This window comes from Daeguia caeni (genome assembly GCF_042653845.1).
Lineage (GTDB): Bacteria > Pseudomonadota > Alphaproteobacteria > Rhizobiales > Rhizobiaceae > Brucella > Brucella caeni.
Genome location: NZ_JBHSEL010000038.1, coordinates 1 through 15,350, shown reverse-complemented (window position 1 = coordinate 15,350; position 15,350 = coordinate 1). Strand labels below are relative to the sequence as shown.

Below are 15,350 nucleotides of genomic sequence, written 5' to 3'. Positions count from 1 at the left end.
CCCTCCAAGGGCGGCGAGACGGTCATTGCGTCGCGCCTGCAGGAGGTGCAGCCGGCGCTGATCATCGTGCGCTTCGATGCCGAGACTGCCACCATCACTCCCACTTGGCGGCTGATCGAGACACGTTCAGGCACCGTCTACAACATTCGCACCGCCGCCGACATGGAGCGCCGCCGCCGCTTCATCACCCTGCTGTGCGAGTCCGGCGTGGCGACCTGAGCGGCCACCGGCAAAGCCGCGAGCCAAAACCAGACTCTCCGGGAGAACCGCTATGACGCCGCTGCAAGCGAACGAGCAGTTCCGCATGTCCGAGACCGAGTTCGAGGCGCTGCTGGCACGCGCAGCCGAGACGGGTGCGCGGCGCGCCCTGCATGAGGTCGGCCTCGATGGCCAGGATGCCGCCGAGGACATCCGTGATCTTCGCTCGTTGCTCGCGGGTTTCCGGCTCGCGAAACAGACGGCCGTCCAGACCGCCGTGCGGCTGATCACCACCGGCGTCCTGCTCGCCTTGATGGCCGGCATCGCCATCAAGCTGAAGCTCTTCGGACCGACGCCTTAACCCATCCGCCCGACCCATCAGACCACCGCCCGCCCTCGCCGAGGAGCGGGCTTTTTTGTGCCTGGAGACCTGCGATGACGACAATGACCTACAAGCACTGGCGCGACGTGCCCGAGCGCTCGTGGCGCTGGAAGAATTTCAGCCCTGCCGAGATCGCCTGCCGAGGCAGCGGCTCCCTGCGGATAAACGAGGAAGCGCTCGACAAGCTCCAGGCGCTGCGCGACCGGCTTGGCAAGCCGCTCATCGTCCGTTCGGCCTACCGCAGTCTGGCGCATAACCGGGCCGTCGGCGGCGCGCCACGCTCGAAGCACATGGACGGCACGGCCTTCGACATCGCCATGGCCAACCACGATCCGGTCGCCTTCGAGGCTGCCGCCCGAGCCGTCGGCTTCCTTGGCTTCGGGTTCTACCCGCGCTCGGGCTTCATGCACATCGATCTCGGTCCAGCTCGGCAATGGGGCGAGCGCTTCCCGGTACGGACGACGGCGTTCGCGGCGGAAACGCCGCCCGCGCGGGAGGTCCTGGCAGACAGCCGTACGATAAAGGGCAGTGGCGCCGCCGGCGTGGCAACGCTGGGTGCCGCGGGTGTCGAAATGGCGCAGAAGGTCCTGGCCGAGACGCAGTCCGCCATCCTGCCGCTCGTGCCCTATCTCGACACGCTGCGCTGGGCGTTCATCGCCGTGGCGCTCGGCGGGATCGGCGTCACGATCTACGCCCGCCTCGACGACTGGAAGCGGGGGCGGCGGTGATCGCCGCGCTCATCACCGGGATCGCCGCCGGCCCGTGGATGCGGGCGGCGCTGCGCTACGGCGCCATCGCGCTCACAGTGCTCCTGTTCCTGCTTGCGCTTCGGCGGTCCGGCGAGCGAGCGGGACGCCTCGCCGAACGTCTCGAAACTTCGGAGAAGATCAATGACGTCCAACGCCGGATGCTGGAAGCGGCATCTCGCCGCCCTCGCGATCGCGACGAGCTTGCTGAGCGGCTGCGCGACGGTCGGTTCTGAGCCGGGCGGGCTTGCGGTGTGCCCTCCCGTCGTCGAGTACAGCCGCGAGCGCCAGGCGCGGGCGGCTGACGAGCTTATGCTGCTACCGGCGCCCTCGGCCATTGCTGAGATGATGAGCGACTATGCGGTGATGCGTGAGCAGGCGAGAACCTGCGGAGGTCGTTGAGCATCATCGGCGCATCACATGCGAGAATGGCAGCTCGCCAGCGCAAGTGCGGTCAGGACGTCAGGGTTGCGTCGGCAAGAGCATCCTTGATCCGGAGAACCAGCTCTCGCGCCGTGCGCCCTGCGCCGATCAGCGTTGCAGACGCGGCACCTGTCCAGTTTCCGTAGCCCGCCAGCCACAGCCGCAGCTCCTCGACCGCACGCTGGTCGACGACCTCGATACGCCCATGGGGTTCGACGACGCCGAGCGGCCGAAGGTGCTCGGTTGCAGGACGGAAGCCCGTGCACCACAGGACCGCATCTGCGTCTCGGTCCCGTCCCGCCAGACCACGCCGGTCGCGGTGAAGCGCTGGAAGGGACGGACGGCAGTGAGCAGGCCCCGATCTCTTGCCTCCTTCACAGGCGGGACCATGACGATGTCGCCCAGCGTGGTGGTTGCGACCTGATCGACGTCTCCGCGCACGCGCGCGCTGGCGCGCTCGAAAAGGACCCGGCCGTCGACGTCATCAGGCAGAAAGACCGGCTCCTTGAGCGTGACCCAAATGGTCTCGGCGACCTCGCTCAGTTCGGCGAGAATCTGGGCCCCGGAATTGCCGCCGCCGACGATCAGCACCCGTTTGCCGGCGTATGGCTGCGGGTTTCGGTAGTGCGCCGAATGAAGCTGAAGAGCTCCTGGCGAGCGTAATCCGGAACATAAGGCGCGCCCCACGTCCCGGTGGCGCTGACGACCGCGCGTGCCGTGAGGCTGCTCTGATCCTTCAGCCGGAGACGGAGCCGTTCGCCGTCGCGCTCCACGGCTTCTACTTCGCATGGGCGTTCAATCGGAAACCCATAGCGGCGCTCGTAGCGGGTCAGATAATCGATCACCTCGTTCCGTGTCGGAAAGCCTTTCGCCTGGCTTGGCGGCATCGGCCAGCCGGGAAGCGAGCTGTAACCCGCGGGCGAAAACAGGCGCAGCGAGTCCCATGTATGACGCCAGGCGCCGCCGGGGCGCTCCTCCGCATCCAACGGCCCAGAAGGCGGAGCGTGTTGACCGCGTTGAAGCTCTGCGAGCCGCCCGACACCTGCATCACTGCAAGCGTGCGCCCCTGCGTCGGGCGCATCCCGCCCATGTTGAGCGGCAGGTTGTCGATCGGCGCCTTCATCAGGCCGGTGATCTGACCGTGCCGCTCGGGGCTGCACCAGACCATGCCTTCGGACCACATCGCGTGCTCGCGCAGCTCGTGGATCGCGGGGTGGTCATCGCCTGCAATCTGGTCGGGAAACGGCATGTCCGAAGGGTCGAAGATGCGGATCTCGGCGCCGAAAAGGTGCAGCAGCCGCGCCGCCTCTTCGGTCGCCAGCCGGGAGTAGGAGCGTGGCCGCAGCGATCCGTAGAGCAGCAGGATCCGCGGCATGTGGTCCTCAGGCCCCAGTCCGACCGCCGGGTGCTCCTGGACGAAGCGCCAGTCCAGGGCCGGCAGATGGTCAGGGTCGGGTAGTGTACGAAAACGCATGACTGCCCTCCTACTGCCGACCGGCCGCTACTGCGGGGACGGCGGGCGCGGAGTCGCTAAACCAGCGGCCGCCGAGCCGAAGCGCGACATGCACCAGCAGGATCAGCACCGGAACCTCCACGAGCGGCCCGATCACGGCGGCGAAGGCCACCGGGGAAGCGAGACCGAAGGCGGCGATCGCGACGGCGATGGCCAGTTCGAAGTTGTTGCCAGCAGCGGTGAAGGCGATCGCCGTCGTGCGCGGATAGTCGCCCGCGATCAGCTTCCCCATGAAAAAGCTGATCACGAATTGCACGACGAAGTAGATGACAAGCGGCACCGCGATCAGGAGCGCATCGAACGGCAGCCGCAGCACGTCGCCGCCCTTCAGGCTGAACATCGCGACGATGGTGAAGAGCAGCGCGATGAGGGTGATCGGGCTGATCTTCGACAGGAAGACATCCTGGAACCATTCGGGACCCCTTCGCGCAATCAGGATGCGGCGGGTCAGATATCCGGCCGCAAAGGGAATGCCGAGATAGATCAGGACCGCCTCGGTGATGGTCCAGAACCCGACATCGACGACGCTGCCCTCCAGCCCGAAGAGCGGCGGCAGGACGGACAGGAAGAACCAGGCGTAGGTGGAGAAGAACAGGATCTGGAAGATCGAGTTGAAGGCGACGAGGCCCGCGACATACTGGTTGTCGCCCTTGGCCAACTGGTTCCAGACCAGAACCATCGCGATGCAGCGCGCCAGCCCGATCAGAATCACGCCGGTCATGTATTCGGGGTAGTCGCGCAGAAAGATCACGGCGAGCGCGAACATCAGCGTCGGTCCGACGATCCAGTTCTGAACCAGAGAGAGCACCAGCACGCGCTTGTCGGCGAAGACGCGATGCAACTCCTCGTACCTGACCTTGGCGAGCGGCGGGTACATCATCAGGATGAGGCCGATCGCAATCGGGATGTTCGTCGTCCCGACTGACATCGCGTCGAGCGCGGCGGGAAGGCTCGTGAAGGCGGTCCCGAGGAACACGCCGAGCGCCATCGCCGCGAAAATCCAGACGGTCAAATAGCGGTCAAGGAAGGACAGCCGGCGTGCCGGCGGTGTTGCACTGGTCATGGGAAATTTCCTGTCGTCTCAGGCGAGTCTGTTACCCGCAGCATCGGTGACCTGCTCGCCATCCTCCTTGGTAAAGGCTCCCTTTTGAGGCGGCAGGAGGTCGAGGACGGTCTCGGAGGGGCGGCACAGCTTGACGCCCTTCGGGGTGACTACGATGGGTCGGTTGATCAGGATCGGGTGAGCCTCGATCGCATCCAGCAGCTGCTCGTCGGTCAGGTCGGGGTCGTGGAGACCAAGCTCGCCGTAGGGCGTGCCCTTCTCGCGCAGGATGTCCCGAACCGAGACGCCCATCCGTTCGACGAGCTGCTGCAGCAGCGTGCGCGTGGGCGGAGTCTTGAGATACTCGATGACGTGCGGCTCGATCCCGGAGTTGCGGATCATGGCTAGTGTGTTGCGCGAAGTTCCGCACTCTGGATTGTGGTAGATTATGATGTCGGTGTAGTTCGCGCTCATACGTCGGTGCCCTCTTTGATCCTGGTGTTGCTGAACGGATCGCAGGCAGCGGCGCTGACGGCGCAATCACTGGCATCGCCCCCACAGCAGTTCTCCGTGAGATAGGCCATCAGCCCGTTCATCGCTTCGAAGTTGGCAGTGTAGATCAAAGACCGCCCCTCACGGCGGAATGTCACCAGGCTGGCATGCTTTAGCTGGGTCAGGTGAAACGAGAGCGTGGCCGAGGGCAGGCCGAGCTTCTCGCCGAGATGCCCGACCGGACGTCCTTCGCTCCCGGCCTGCACCAGCAGCCGAAAGATATCGAGCCGGGTGTCCTGCGCGAGCGCGGACAAGGCAGAGATGGCATCCGTCTTTTCCATATCTCCAGAATAATGGAGATGTAGCTGGTGTCAATGCCAGGATTGCCCTGCCGATCAGCTTTAGCAGTGGCCATGGAAACGGCGCCGGAACTGCCTCCGGCGCCATTCACTTCCTACCGGCTCGATCCGCCGTAGACGATGCCGTTCGGGCGATCGCCGACCGGTACGGTCTTGACCACTTCCTGGCTCCCCACGTCGATGATCGACACGGTATCGTCGGCAATGTTGGTCACGAACACGAATGCCCCGTCAATCGATGCCGAGACGCCATGGGCGCCGCCGCCGGTGGTGAGGGTCTTCACGACCTGGCCGGTCGCGGTGTCGATCACGGACACGGTGTTGTTAGGCTCCGCGTCGGTGCCCTGGTTGGCCACATAGACGAAGGCTCCGTCCGGGGTCGCGAACATCTGGATCGGGTTCGGCCCCACCTCGATCCTGTTCGTCACCTCGCGGGTTGAGGTGTCGATGACCGCCACGCGGTTTTCGTCGCGAAGCGAGACATAGACCTGATCGCCGGAGGGCGTGAACCCGACCTGGACCGGTGCGGTTCCGACCGGAATGCGCGCCACCTGGGACAGCGCCTGCGTGTCGATGACGGACACGGACCCATCCTCGACATTGGCCACGTAGAGCTGGGTCTCGTCCGGGCTGAGCCGCAGGCCGTGCGGATAGTCCCCCGTCGCGATGCGCCCGATGACCTCGGCCTTTGCGAGATCGACCACGGCGATCTCGTCGCCGCCGGCCAGCGAGACAAAAGCGCGCCCCTGCCGGTCGGCGACCACATGGGCCGGGTGCGAGCCTACCGCGACGGTCGCCTTGGGCGCCGAGAGGTTCTGCGGATCGAGAATGACCAGCAGACCCTCGGCCGCGCCTTCCGCGCCGTGCCCGTGCCCGTCCGACCCGTGATCCCCCTCGGTGGCAGGATCTCCGACCGTCAGCAGCAGCTTGCCATCGGGCGTCAGATCGACGTTGTGGGGCGCAACCGGGATCAAAACCGTGTCGACCGCCCCCGTGCCGAGATCGATGGCGCTGATGGAATTGCCGCCCTCATTGGCGGAGTAGACGGCCCCGCCGGTCTGAGCAAAGGGCGCCGGCGCGTCGCCGGCCTTCTCCTCCAGCCATGCCTGCATTTCGGCGATCTCGCCTTCCTGCGCCGCGATGATCTGGTCCGCCCATGCCCTGGTCTGCGGGTCGTTCCCGTATTGCTGGACGATCCTCGCCATGTCGATCGCACCCTGATGATGCGGGATCATGCCCCGGACGAAGGCGACATCCGGATCGTCGGCCATGACGCCGTCCATCATCGGTCCGTGCATTTCATTCATCGACTCGACGTAGGCCCGGGTGAAATCCGGAAGGCTTTCGTTAGCCGGGGCCGCCCCGGCGTTTGGCGCGCCCATCATCCCCTGCATTATCCCACCCTGCATCATCTGGCGCATCGCGCCCATGCATTCCGGGGTCATGGCCTGCATCATGGCCCGGCACTGCTCGGGCATCATCCCTTGCATGCCGGTCATCTGGCCCGAGGGAGGCGTCGGCGCGGGAGCCTGCTGCACTTGCGCGGGCGGGGTCCCCGGGTGGTGGGCGTCATGCCCGGCCTGCGCGAGGGCAGCGCCTGGCGGGCCCGTCAGCAAGCTGACAGTAAGGGCGATTGCGATTGCTGTTCGGTTCATTGGATTTCATCCTCTGGTTCCGGAGCGCTGGCCCGGGTTCCGGGTCGCGGTTCTCCGTTCTGTTCGCTGGTCTTTCGGGTTTGCGCCGGACCGGCCGGAGACATCTCTCGTTCTCGCGGCGATCCCTGCGCATCACGCAGCGATGAGACGTGGCGGCTTCAGGATGCCTTCCGGTGATCGGTCGTGCGGATCGGGGCGCACAACCGTGAAAACCTCACCGCTCACGGGCGGGCCGACCGTCGGCGGCGCGACGAGAACCGCGGCGGCCAGACAGGTCTGGCAGCAATCCGCAAGATTTGGGCTGCCGTCCGCATTCGCGCAGCCTGCCGATTGATCGGCGCCATGGTCGTCCGCCATGTGATGATTGGCGCAGTGGCTTGCCGTGCCGGCGGCCTGTTGCTGGTGGATGGCGTGTCCGCCGGGGCCGGCATGTACCGGGACCTGCAGAACCAGGGCGCCGATGGCAAACAGCAGGATGTAGACCGCAAACTGGCGCAATCGACAGCATTTCGCCCCGAAGGCAGCTCGCGCCCGCCCGGTCATGCGCCACCTTCCTTCCCGGCGGCACGCCGGGTCCGTGCGATGTCACGTTCACGTCGCGCGCCACCCGACGCCGCGAGACAGCCCCGCTGACGGAGGCAAGCCGCCTCGGCGAAGTGCTGTTTCGGATCATTCGCAAGCCGGGCGGTCATGTCGTCAGCCCCGTGTCAGATTTCCCGCGGACCGAGGAATCGCCCGAAGCTCCGGGTGGTCGGGCCGAACAGGAACGCTTCATAGGGCTCGGGATCGACGCCCGGAAAATCCATGCCGGGCGAGCCGGCGGGCATTCTAGGAACGGCCAGCCCTGTCGCGTCAGGCCGCTCGGCCAGAAGGCGACGGATCGCCGCGGCAGGCACATGGCCCTCGACCACATAGCCGCCCACCTCGGCGGTGTGGCACGATGCCAGTTCGACCGGCACGCCGAGCCGCTGCTTGAGGCTGTCCATGTCGGTGGTTTCCACCACCCGCACCGGGAAGCCTGCGGCCTCGATATGCGCGACCCAGCTATCGCAGCAGCCGCAGGACGGATCCTTTGTGACGCTCACCAGAGGCAGCGCTTCAGCATGCCCCCGGCCGATTGTAGACAGCAGCAGGGGAAGTGCGCCGGCAGCGGCCAGAATGGCGCGCCGGCTGATGCGGTGATCGTTTCTCATCGTCAAACTTCGCTTCATGGATTCATTGTCTCCCCGTCACGGTCCATGTGCGGCGCACAATGAGGTGAGCAGCGAATCGAAGGCCCGGCACCGCCATCACAGCTTCACCTTCCGCAAACGCGCGGCATTGGCGATGACACTGACCGAGGACAGCGCCATGGCGGCGGCGGCGATGATCGGCGACAGCAGGATGCCGAAGAACGGGTAGAGCACCCCGGCCGCGACAGGCACGCCGAGCGCGTTGTAGATGAAGGCGAAGAACAGGTTCTGGCGGATGTTGCCCATGACCGCTTCCGACAGCCGGCGGGCGCGGACGATGCCGGTGAGATCGCCCTTGAGCAGTGTGACGCCCGCGCTTTCCATCGCCACGTCGGTGCCGGTGCCCATCGCGATGCCAACGTCCGCAGCGGCCAGCGCCGGCGCGTCGTTCACCCCGTCGCCGGCCATCGCCACCACCTCGCCCGCAGCCTTGTGCCGCTGCACGACCGCGCTCTTCTGATCGGGCAGAACCTCGGCCTCGACCTCGTCGATGCCGAGCTGGCGCGCGACCGCCTTGGCCGTCGTCCAGTTGTCGCCGGTCAGCATGACCACGCGGATGCCTTGCTCCTTGAGGGCGGCCAGCGCCTCGGGCGTCGAGGGCTTGACCGGATCGGCGATAGCGAAGATGGCAGCGACGCGGCCATCCACCCCCATGAAGATCGCGGTTGCGCCGTCCTCGCGCAGCCGGTCGGCCTCATCGGCCAGCGGCGCGACATCGACGCCCTGCTCGGCGAGGAACTTGGCATTGCCAAGGGGAATGCGCATGCCTTCGACCACCCCCAGCGCGCCCTTTCCGGTCGGCGAGTCGAAATCCGCGACCGGCGCCATCGCGATCCCGCGTTCCTCGGCGGCGCGCACGATGGCGAGTGCCAGCGGATGCTCGCTCGCCCGCTCGACGCTGGCGGCAAGCCGCAGCGCCTCGTCCTCGGTGAAACCCGCGGCCGAAACAATGGCGGTGACGGCGGGCCGGCCCTCGGTCAGCGTGCCGGTCTTGTCGACGATGATGGTGTCGACTTTCTCCATGTGCTCCAGCGCCTCGGCGTTCTTGATCAGCACGCCGGCCTGCGCCCCGCGCCCGACGCCGACCATGATCGACATCGGCGTCGCCAGCCCCAGCGCGCAGGGACAGGCGATGATGAGAACCGAAACCGCCGCGATGAGACCGAAAGAGAAGCGCGGCTCCGGACCCCAGATCGACCAGGCGATGAAGGCAAGCACCGCGACCACGATCACCGCCGGCACGAACCAGCCCGACACTTGGTCGGCGAGGCGCTGGATCGGCGCGCGGCTGCGCTGCGCCTCGGCGACAAGCTGGACGATCTGCGACAACATGGTGTCGCGGCCAACTTTCCGCGCCTCGATCACCAGCGCGCCGGACTGGTTCATGGTGCCGCCGATGGCCGATGCACCGGCCTCCTTGGTCACAGGCATCGATTCACCCGTCACCATCGATTCATCGACGGCGCTGCGGCCTTCCAGCACTTCGCCATCGACCGGCACCTTCTCGCCGGGACGCACCCGCAGGCGGTCGCCGACATGCACGCTGTCGAGCGGAACCTCCTCCTCCATGCCATCGTCGCGAATGATCCGGGCGGTCTTGGGGGCGAGGTCGAGCAGCGCGCGGATGGCGCCGCTGGTGCTCTCTCGCGCCCGCAGTTCCAACACCTGCCCGAGCAGCACCAGCACGGTGATGACCGCCGCCGCCTCGAAATAGACCGCGACGGAACCGTCATGCTGGCGAAACGCATCGGGAAAGATACCGGGCGCAACTGTGGCGACGACGCTGTAGATCCAGGCGGTCCCGGTGCCCATGGCGATCAGGGTGAACATGTTGAGGCTGCGGTTGACCAGCGACTGCCAGCCGCGCTGAAAGAATGGCCAGCCGGCCCAGAGAACGACCGGCGTTGCGAGGATCAGTTGCAGCCAGTTCGAGGTCAGCTGGCCGACATAATGGCTCAAGCCAAGAAAATGGCCGCCCATTTCGAGGACGACCACTGGTATCGTCAGCGCCAGTCCGATCCAGAACCGACGTGTCATGTCGATCAGTTCCTCGTTGGGTCCGGCCTCGAGACTGACCAGCACCGGCTCCAGCGCCATGCCGCAGATCGGGCAGGAGCCGGGGCCGACCAGCCGGATCTCCGGGTGCATCGGGCAGGTATAGATCGTCCCCTCGGGCACCGGCTCTGCCGTGGCCGCCGCGGTCGCCGGATCGAGGTAACGTTCCGGCTCTGCCAGGAACTTGGCCCGGCAGCCGGCGGAGCAGAAGTAATACGGCCGGCCGGCATGCTCGGCCTTGTGCTCGGTCGTGTGCGGGTCGACCATCATGCCGCAGACAGGGTCCTTGACCTTGTGCGTGTCGTCCCGCGCGACGGCGGCGTGGTCATGCGCGTGATCGTGCACATGGCCGTGGTTGTGGTGATGGTGATCTGTCTTGCTGGCCATTTCTCACGCCTCCTTGGCGGTTTGCCCGATCATGCGTTGACTGCGAATTCGGTCATCATGCCGGTCTCGAGATGCGGCATGTGGTGGCAATGCAGCATCCAGCGCGCGGCCTCGCCGGCGTCGAGCGCGATATCGACCATCGACATCGGCGGCACATATACCGTGTCGCGCAGCGCGCCCCGGACTGCACGTCCGTTCAGTCCGACGACCTGGAACACATGCCCGTGCAAATGCATCGGGTGGCCCATCATCGACATGTTGTGGAATGACAGCACGATCCGCTCACCGCTCTGCGCGGTCACCGGGCGATGCTGGCCCCAGACGGCGCCGTTGATCGTCCAGACATAGGGCTGCATCGAACCGCCCAGCATCACCATGTGGCTGCGGTCCACCGGTCGGTCCGGCAAGGCATCGGCGGCGGTCAGGCGCGATTCCTGCGCAAGGTCGGTGTCGAAGGCGGGGGCTTCCGCTTCAGCCACGGCATCGATGCGCCGGATTTCGGCGCCCTGCGTGGCAAGGATCAGGCCGGTGCGCTCACGCGCGCCTTCCCGTAGCGCGAGGATCGGCCAAGCGCCGCCCTCGTTCGGCAGGTCAATCTCCAGATCGAGCCGCTGGCCCATGGCCAGGCCGAAGCGCGTGCCAAGAACCGGTTGAACCGCATGTCCGTCCACCGCGACAAGCCGCGCCTGCACCTCGCCGGTCTCGATCCAGAACACTGTCGCCGCGGCGGCGTTGATCACCCGCAGGCGGACGCGCCCGCCGCGCTCGACCTGCACCACCTCGGGGTCCGACAGCGTGCGGTCATTGGCAAGATAGGCGTCCCAGTCGTAGTCATTGAGGTCCATCGCCATGCCGTCCATGGCACCCATCCCCATCATGCCGCCCAGGGCACCGTGATCCATGCCTTCCATCGGCATGTTCCCCATGGCGCCATGATCCATACCCGCCATTCCGCCCATGTCCGTGCCGTGGCCGCCTCCATGGCCGTCGAGGATCTCGGCCATCACTTCCTCGGGTGCCTTGAACGAGAAGTCATGCAGGAACAGCACTACTTCCTGCCGGTCGGCGCTGATATCCTCGGCGCTGCGCACGATCAGCGGTGCTGCCAGAAGCCGCATCTCGTGCAGCGGCACATGCGCATGCATCCAGTAGGTGCCAGGCAGCGGCGCAAAGTCATAAGCGCGCGTCTCGCCGGGTGCGAGCATAGGCAAGGGTATGTCGGGCACGCCATCCTGTGCGTTGGGCGGGATCTGGCCGTGCCAGTGGATCAGCGTTTCAACATCGAGATCGTTGCGCAGATCCACCCGGAACCGCGCGCCGGGGTCGAGCGTCAAGCCCTGTCCGGCCGGGCCGGCAAGGCCCCAAACGGTGGCGGCGCGACCGTCGATGTCCAGCACCCGGCTGGCGGCGTGCAAGGGCAGCGGGGCGATGCCCTGCGCTGACGCGATTCGGGGCAGATGCGCAGAGGCCAGCATGGCTGCGCCAGCGGCAAGAAAGCCGCGTCGTGAAAGGGTATTCATGGTCGTCTCCTCGGGACAGCTCGTCCCGTTCATCAAAACCGACAGGACGCCGCGGGCCTCGGCCCGGACGCGCGATCAGAGGAGACGGTGCTTGGGAGGTCGTTCGTTCAGTCCAGGTGCCCGACCGGCAAGCACTGCACCGGTGGGCAGGTCATGGCTGGCAGGCGCGTAAACGCTGGGCGAGTCTTCCCTCGGAAATGTCAGAAAGACCAAAAGACCTGAACAAAGCAACTCACAGCTTCCAGCATCCATCGATCCGCAGTGCTGTTCGCCGTCACAGGAACGGTCGCTGCCGGCCGCAACCTGCATCATCTCGCCGACATGCACCGAGTGATCCGGCTCTGCGCTCAAGCGCGCCGCATGCGCGGAGGTCACCGTCGTCATGACGGCGATCGCGAGTACGGCAAGCATGGTGACGAGGCGCGAGAACATGCCGGAAAGATAGGCGCTGGTCACGGGAATGTCCATAGCCTCCGGCGTCGCGCCTCTGGCAGAAATTCATCCTCGGCATGTAGCCAATAGAAATTCCTCGCCACCAATCATGCAACTCATGCGAAAAGAACTCCGTAATATCTTGTGGCCCGGGTTGCTCGTCGGAGGCCTGGTCATGGCGGTCTTCGCTGGCAGGCACTATGCCCAGACCGCATCCAACGCCGCGTCATCTGCAGAAGTCATCGAACAGGGCCGGCAGATCTATGCGGACCAATGTGCGTCCTGCCACGGTGCGCAGCTCGAGGGGCAGCCGGACTGGAAGACGCCCCTTCCGTCCGGGCGTCTCCCGGCGCCACCACACGATGCCGACGGCCACACGTGGCACCATCCCGATGACATCCTGTTCCGGATCGTCAAGGAGGGCACGGCCGCCATCGTCGGGGGCGGCTATAAGAGCGACATGCCGGGCTTTGCCGTCCTCAGCGACGCAGAGATCCAGGCTGCGCTCGCCTATATCAAGAGCACCTGGCCGGAGCGCGAGCGGACCTACCAGGAGAATGTGTCGCAAGCACGCTGAGCGCTGATGGCACCTTCGGGATGGAGCTTCGCTGCAGGCCGGAGCTGCCCGTGCGACCGGCTGCTCAGTTTTCCGAGGCCCACCCGGTGACAGTTGTGGCTGCCGGACAGAAGCGGCATATTTGGATCAACCCGATGGCGACACCTTTGGGAGCGATGTTCGTGGGATTATTCATGGATTACTTGGCCTTTGAAGCGCGCCCGATCATGGCGCAGCGTCGGGTTTTCCCTCAATGAACAATCCCGGCTCCAGTTCATCGAAGCGGGTTCAAGACCGCACGGAGCGGCTCAACAAGAACTGCTTCTGCGTTACACTGGACCTTCCATCGCTGCGCGAGGCGCTGGAGCAGGAGGCAGGTGAGCCGGCGTTCTTCGAGACGTTCATCGGCCCCAAGACCCACCTGTTCTCGCACGTGCCGGTGTTCCTTTCGGCCACCACCGTCAATGAGATGCGCGCGATCGCAGTGGCTGTGGAGACCACCGCCCAACTCGAGGCATACAAGACCGCGGTCCTCTCCTGGGCGCCGGAAATCGCGTGGGGGGATCACGGCCCGCTCGGGGCATTGATGGGCTACGACTTTCATCTCGGCGAAGACGGCCCCCGGTTGATCGAAATCAACACCAACGCCGGCGGCGCGTTTCTCAATGCCTTTCTTGCACGAGCGCAGCGCGCGTGCTGCGCCGAAATGGATATCCCCCCGGCGCTGCCATCGTTCGAGGACGCGGCGTTTCGCATGTTCCAGAACGAATGGATTCGGCAGCGGGGAAGGGGCACGCCACAACGCATCGCCATCATCGATGACAATCCGCCGGAACAGTACCTTTATCCCGAGTTCGTGCTCGCGCGGCAAGTTTTGGCGGCACGAGGGGTAGACGCGGTCATCGCCGACGCCGGTCACCTTAGCTACGACGATGGTCAGCTCAGCGTCGACGGAAAGACGATCGATCTCGTTTACAACCGGGTCACCGATTTCGCCTTTGACCAGCCCGAGCACAAGGCATTGCAGGAATCCTACCGTGATGGCGCGGTTGTCGTAACGCCGAATCCGCACAACCACGCGCTCCTTGCCGACAAGCGCAACCTTTCGCTTCTTTCGAATTCCGCGACACTTGAGGCATGGGGAGTCGACCCGGGGATTCGGGCCGGGCTTGCTGCCGTTCCACGCACCGTTCTGGTCAATCCCGACAACGCTGATGCACTTTGGAAATCCCGCAAGGACCTGTTCTTCAAGCCGACAGGAGGACATGGTGGCAAGGCGGTATATCGTGGCGACAAGCTGACGAAAGGAGTCTGGGCGGAGATCGCGGGAGGCGGATACGTTGCCCAGACGCTGGTCCGCCCCAGCGAGCGCATGATCAAGATCGACGAGACACCCCAGAGGCGCAAAATGGACGTGCGACTGTATACCTATGATGGGCAGGTGCTTCTGGTGGCCGCGCGCCTTTATCAAGGCCAGACCACAAATTTCAGGACGCTAGGGGGTGGGTTCGCGCCGGTGTTCGTGATCTGAAGCGAGAGCTGTTGGGATCTTGTATAATGAAATCAATCCCTTAAGGTGGAGAAGGTTGGACGTCAGACCCATCCCCTCCGCCATGACACCTTGTTTATCATGAGCAAAATCGGTTGGTGGAAACGGCGCCAAGGCGCTTTGTTGCAACACCTCTGGAAGAGTTGCATCAATCTTGCACTGCATTTGGTGTTGTAGAAGCTTTTCCGTGAATCGACGCGTGTGAGAAGGTGTCAGAAGGCGTTGAGCCGTGCTTATCGGCCAACTGTGCGTCATGTTCATCAGTAAACTCTTAGGCGACAAACATAAGCAGACTGTTTTCCGTGCCGGTGCTGTTTGCGTTCCTCAATCTCCGTGAATGTGTGCAGTGGGCTTCCTCACCATGCGGCAGGCTGTTCGATATGTGTCAATTATTTGGCATGGCTGTCAAAAGCAGACCTCGAGACTTACTGTCTGCAGATCGACAGCAGTTGCGATATAGCCTAACTGAAACGGTCAAGGGTCTATTCAAGGCTGAGGTTATCCATCGGCGTGGACATTGAAGACATTGCGAAGCAGTGGGATTTCCTGCTTTGGAATAGGTGTCTAGCCCCCACGTATTCTGGTGCTTGCCACAAATATGCTACCCGCCGAAGCCGAGGAGCGCTTTTCAACGGATTGAATACTCGGTTCTGACAGCATGCCCCAAACGCGACAGGTTCCGATCAATTCGAGAAGCTGCAATGAAAGCTGCATACTGTGTCATTGTGGTCTGCCCCCTGAAAAGTGGTCCTCCCTGAAGTAAACTATTGAGCCGTAGGAGGACGTTGGAATGCCGCAGAAGAAGCACA

General features: G+C 64.8%; 18 protein-coding genes. 6 read left to right on the top strand and 12 right to left on the bottom strand.

Going from position 1 to position 15,350, the window contains the following annotated elements; all coding sequences use genetic code 11:
* From ACFO1V_RS04180 to ACFO1V_RS04165, 4 genes are all read left to right on the top strand, one after another.
* Positions 1-219: phage head completion protein (locus tag ACFO1V_RS04180; protein ID WP_380075063.1), on the top strand; the 219-nt coding region annotated here is incomplete at its 5' end.
* Between the two features lie 52 nt (positions 220-271).
* The gene (locus tag ACFO1V_RS04175) at positions 272-559 is read left to right on the top strand and encodes a DUF6127 family protein (protein WP_144897598.1); all 288 of its coding nucleotides are present in this window, start codon (positions 272-274) and stop codon (positions 557-559) included.
* A 74-nt stretch (positions 560-633) separates the two neighbouring features.
* The gene (locus ACFO1V_RS04170) at positions 634-1,308 is read left to right on the top strand and encodes a YcbK family protein (RefSeq protein ID WP_374834275.1); all 675 of its coding nucleotides are present in this window, start codon (positions 634-636) and stop codon (positions 1,306-1,308) included.
* Positions 1,305-1,562 (top strand): hypothetical protein, encoded by a 258-nt coding sequence (locus tag ACFO1V_RS04165; protein ID WP_036709847.1) that lies wholly within the window; start codon positions 1,305-1,307, stop codon positions 1,560-1,562. The genes ACFO1V_RS04170 and ACFO1V_RS04165 overlap by 4 nt, the downstream gene beginning before the upstream one ends.
* 295 nt (positions 1,563-1,857) lie before the next feature.
* Here ACFO1V_RS04165 and ACFO1V_RS04160 read toward each other — a convergent pair whose 3' ends face one another.
* From ACFO1V_RS04160 to ACFO1V_RS04105, 12 genes are all read right to left on the bottom strand, one after another.
* Positions 1,858-2,340 carry an NAD(P)/FAD-dependent oxidoreductase gene (locus ACFO1V_RS04160; RefSeq protein WP_374834277.1) on the bottom strand — a complete coding sequence of 161 codons (483 nt, stop codon included), beginning with the start codon at positions 2,338-2,340 and terminating at the stop codon, positions 1,858-1,860.
* Positions 2,334-2,594 carry a hypothetical protein gene (locus ACFO1V_RS04155; RefSeq protein WP_374834279.1) on the bottom strand — a complete coding sequence of 87 codons (261 nt, stop codon included), beginning with the start codon at positions 2,592-2,594 and terminating at the stop codon, positions 2,334-2,336. Before ACFO1V_RS04155 ends, ACFO1V_RS04160 begins: the two co-directional genes overlap by 7 nt.
* Positions 2,591-3,223 (bottom strand): NAD(P)H-dependent oxidoreductase, encoded by a 633-nt coding sequence (locus ACFO1V_RS04150; RefSeq protein WP_445438790.1) that lies wholly within the window; start codon positions 3,221-3,223, stop codon positions 2,591-2,593. Before ACFO1V_RS04150 ends, ACFO1V_RS04155 begins: the two co-directional genes overlap by 4 nt.
* Positions 3,224-3,233: 10 nt before the next feature.
* Entirely contained in the window at positions 3,234-4,325 is a 1,092-nt protein-coding gene (arsB, locus tag ACFO1V_RS04145; RefSeq protein ID WP_374834281.1) for an ACR3 family arsenite efflux transporter, read from the bottom strand.
* A gap of 18 nt (positions 4,326-4,343) precedes the next feature.
* A complete protein-coding gene (gene arsC, locus ACFO1V_RS04140) occupies positions 4,344-4,778 on the bottom strand; it encodes an arsenate reductase (glutaredoxin) (protein WP_374834283.1) in 435 nt (144 codons plus the stop codon).
* A complete protein-coding gene (locus ACFO1V_RS04135; protein ID WP_374834285.1) occupies positions 4,775-5,137 on the bottom strand; it encodes an ArsR/SmtB family transcription factor in 363 nt (120 codons plus the stop codon). Before ACFO1V_RS04135 ends, arsC begins: the two co-directional genes overlap by 4 nt.
* 113 nt (positions 5,138-5,250) lie before the next feature.
* Entirely contained in the window at positions 5,251-6,810 is a 1,560-nt protein-coding gene (copM, locus tag ACFO1V_RS04130; RefSeq protein WP_263568232.1) for a CopM family metallochaperone, read from the bottom strand.
* A 132-nt stretch (positions 6,811-6,942) separates the two neighbouring features.
* On the bottom strand, positions 6,943-7,353 hold the full coding sequence (locus tag ACFO1V_RS04125) for a hypothetical protein (RefSeq protein WP_183333630.1): 411 nt from the start codon (positions 7,351-7,353) through the stop codon (positions 6,943-6,945).
* A gap of 164 nt (positions 7,354-7,517) precedes the next feature.
* On the bottom strand, positions 7,518-8,021 hold the full coding sequence (locus ACFO1V_RS04120; RefSeq protein WP_445438791.1) for a DUF411 domain-containing protein: 504 nt from the start codon (positions 8,019-8,021) through the stop codon (positions 7,518-7,520).
* A 78-nt stretch (positions 8,022-8,099) separates the two neighbouring features.
* Positions 8,100-10,484 (bottom strand): heavy metal translocating P-type ATPase, encoded by a 2,385-nt coding sequence (locus ACFO1V_RS04115; protein WP_374834287.1) that lies wholly within the window; start codon positions 10,482-10,484, stop codon positions 8,100-8,102.
* A gap of 29 nt (positions 10,485-10,513) precedes the next feature.
* Complete coding sequence (locus tag ACFO1V_RS04110; RefSeq protein ID WP_374834289.1) at positions 10,514-12,004, bottom strand: multicopper oxidase family protein; 1,491 nt, start codon at positions 12,002-12,004, stop codon at positions 10,514-10,516.
* A 75-nt stretch (positions 12,005-12,079) separates the two neighbouring features.
* Complete coding sequence (locus ACFO1V_RS04105; RefSeq protein ID WP_203561093.1) at positions 12,080-12,460, bottom strand: hypothetical protein; 381 nt, start codon at positions 12,458-12,460, stop codon at positions 12,080-12,082.
* A 151-nt stretch (positions 12,461-12,611) separates the two neighbouring features.
* Between ACFO1V_RS04105 and ACFO1V_RS04100 the strand changes: the two genes are divergently transcribed.
* Positions 12,612-13,013: a c-type cytochrome gene (locus ACFO1V_RS04100; protein ID WP_163464899.1), complete on the top strand. Its 402-nt coding sequence runs from the start codon at positions 12,612-12,614 to the stop codon at positions 13,011-13,013.
* Positions 13,014-13,245: 232 nt separating this feature from the next.
* The gene (locus ACFO1V_RS04095) at positions 13,246-14,523 is read left to right on the top strand and encodes an ATP-grasp domain-containing protein (RefSeq protein WP_374834292.1); all 1,278 of its coding nucleotides are present in this window, start codon (positions 13,246-13,248) and stop codon (positions 14,521-14,523) included.
* Positions 14,524-15,350 lie beyond the last annotated feature (827 nt).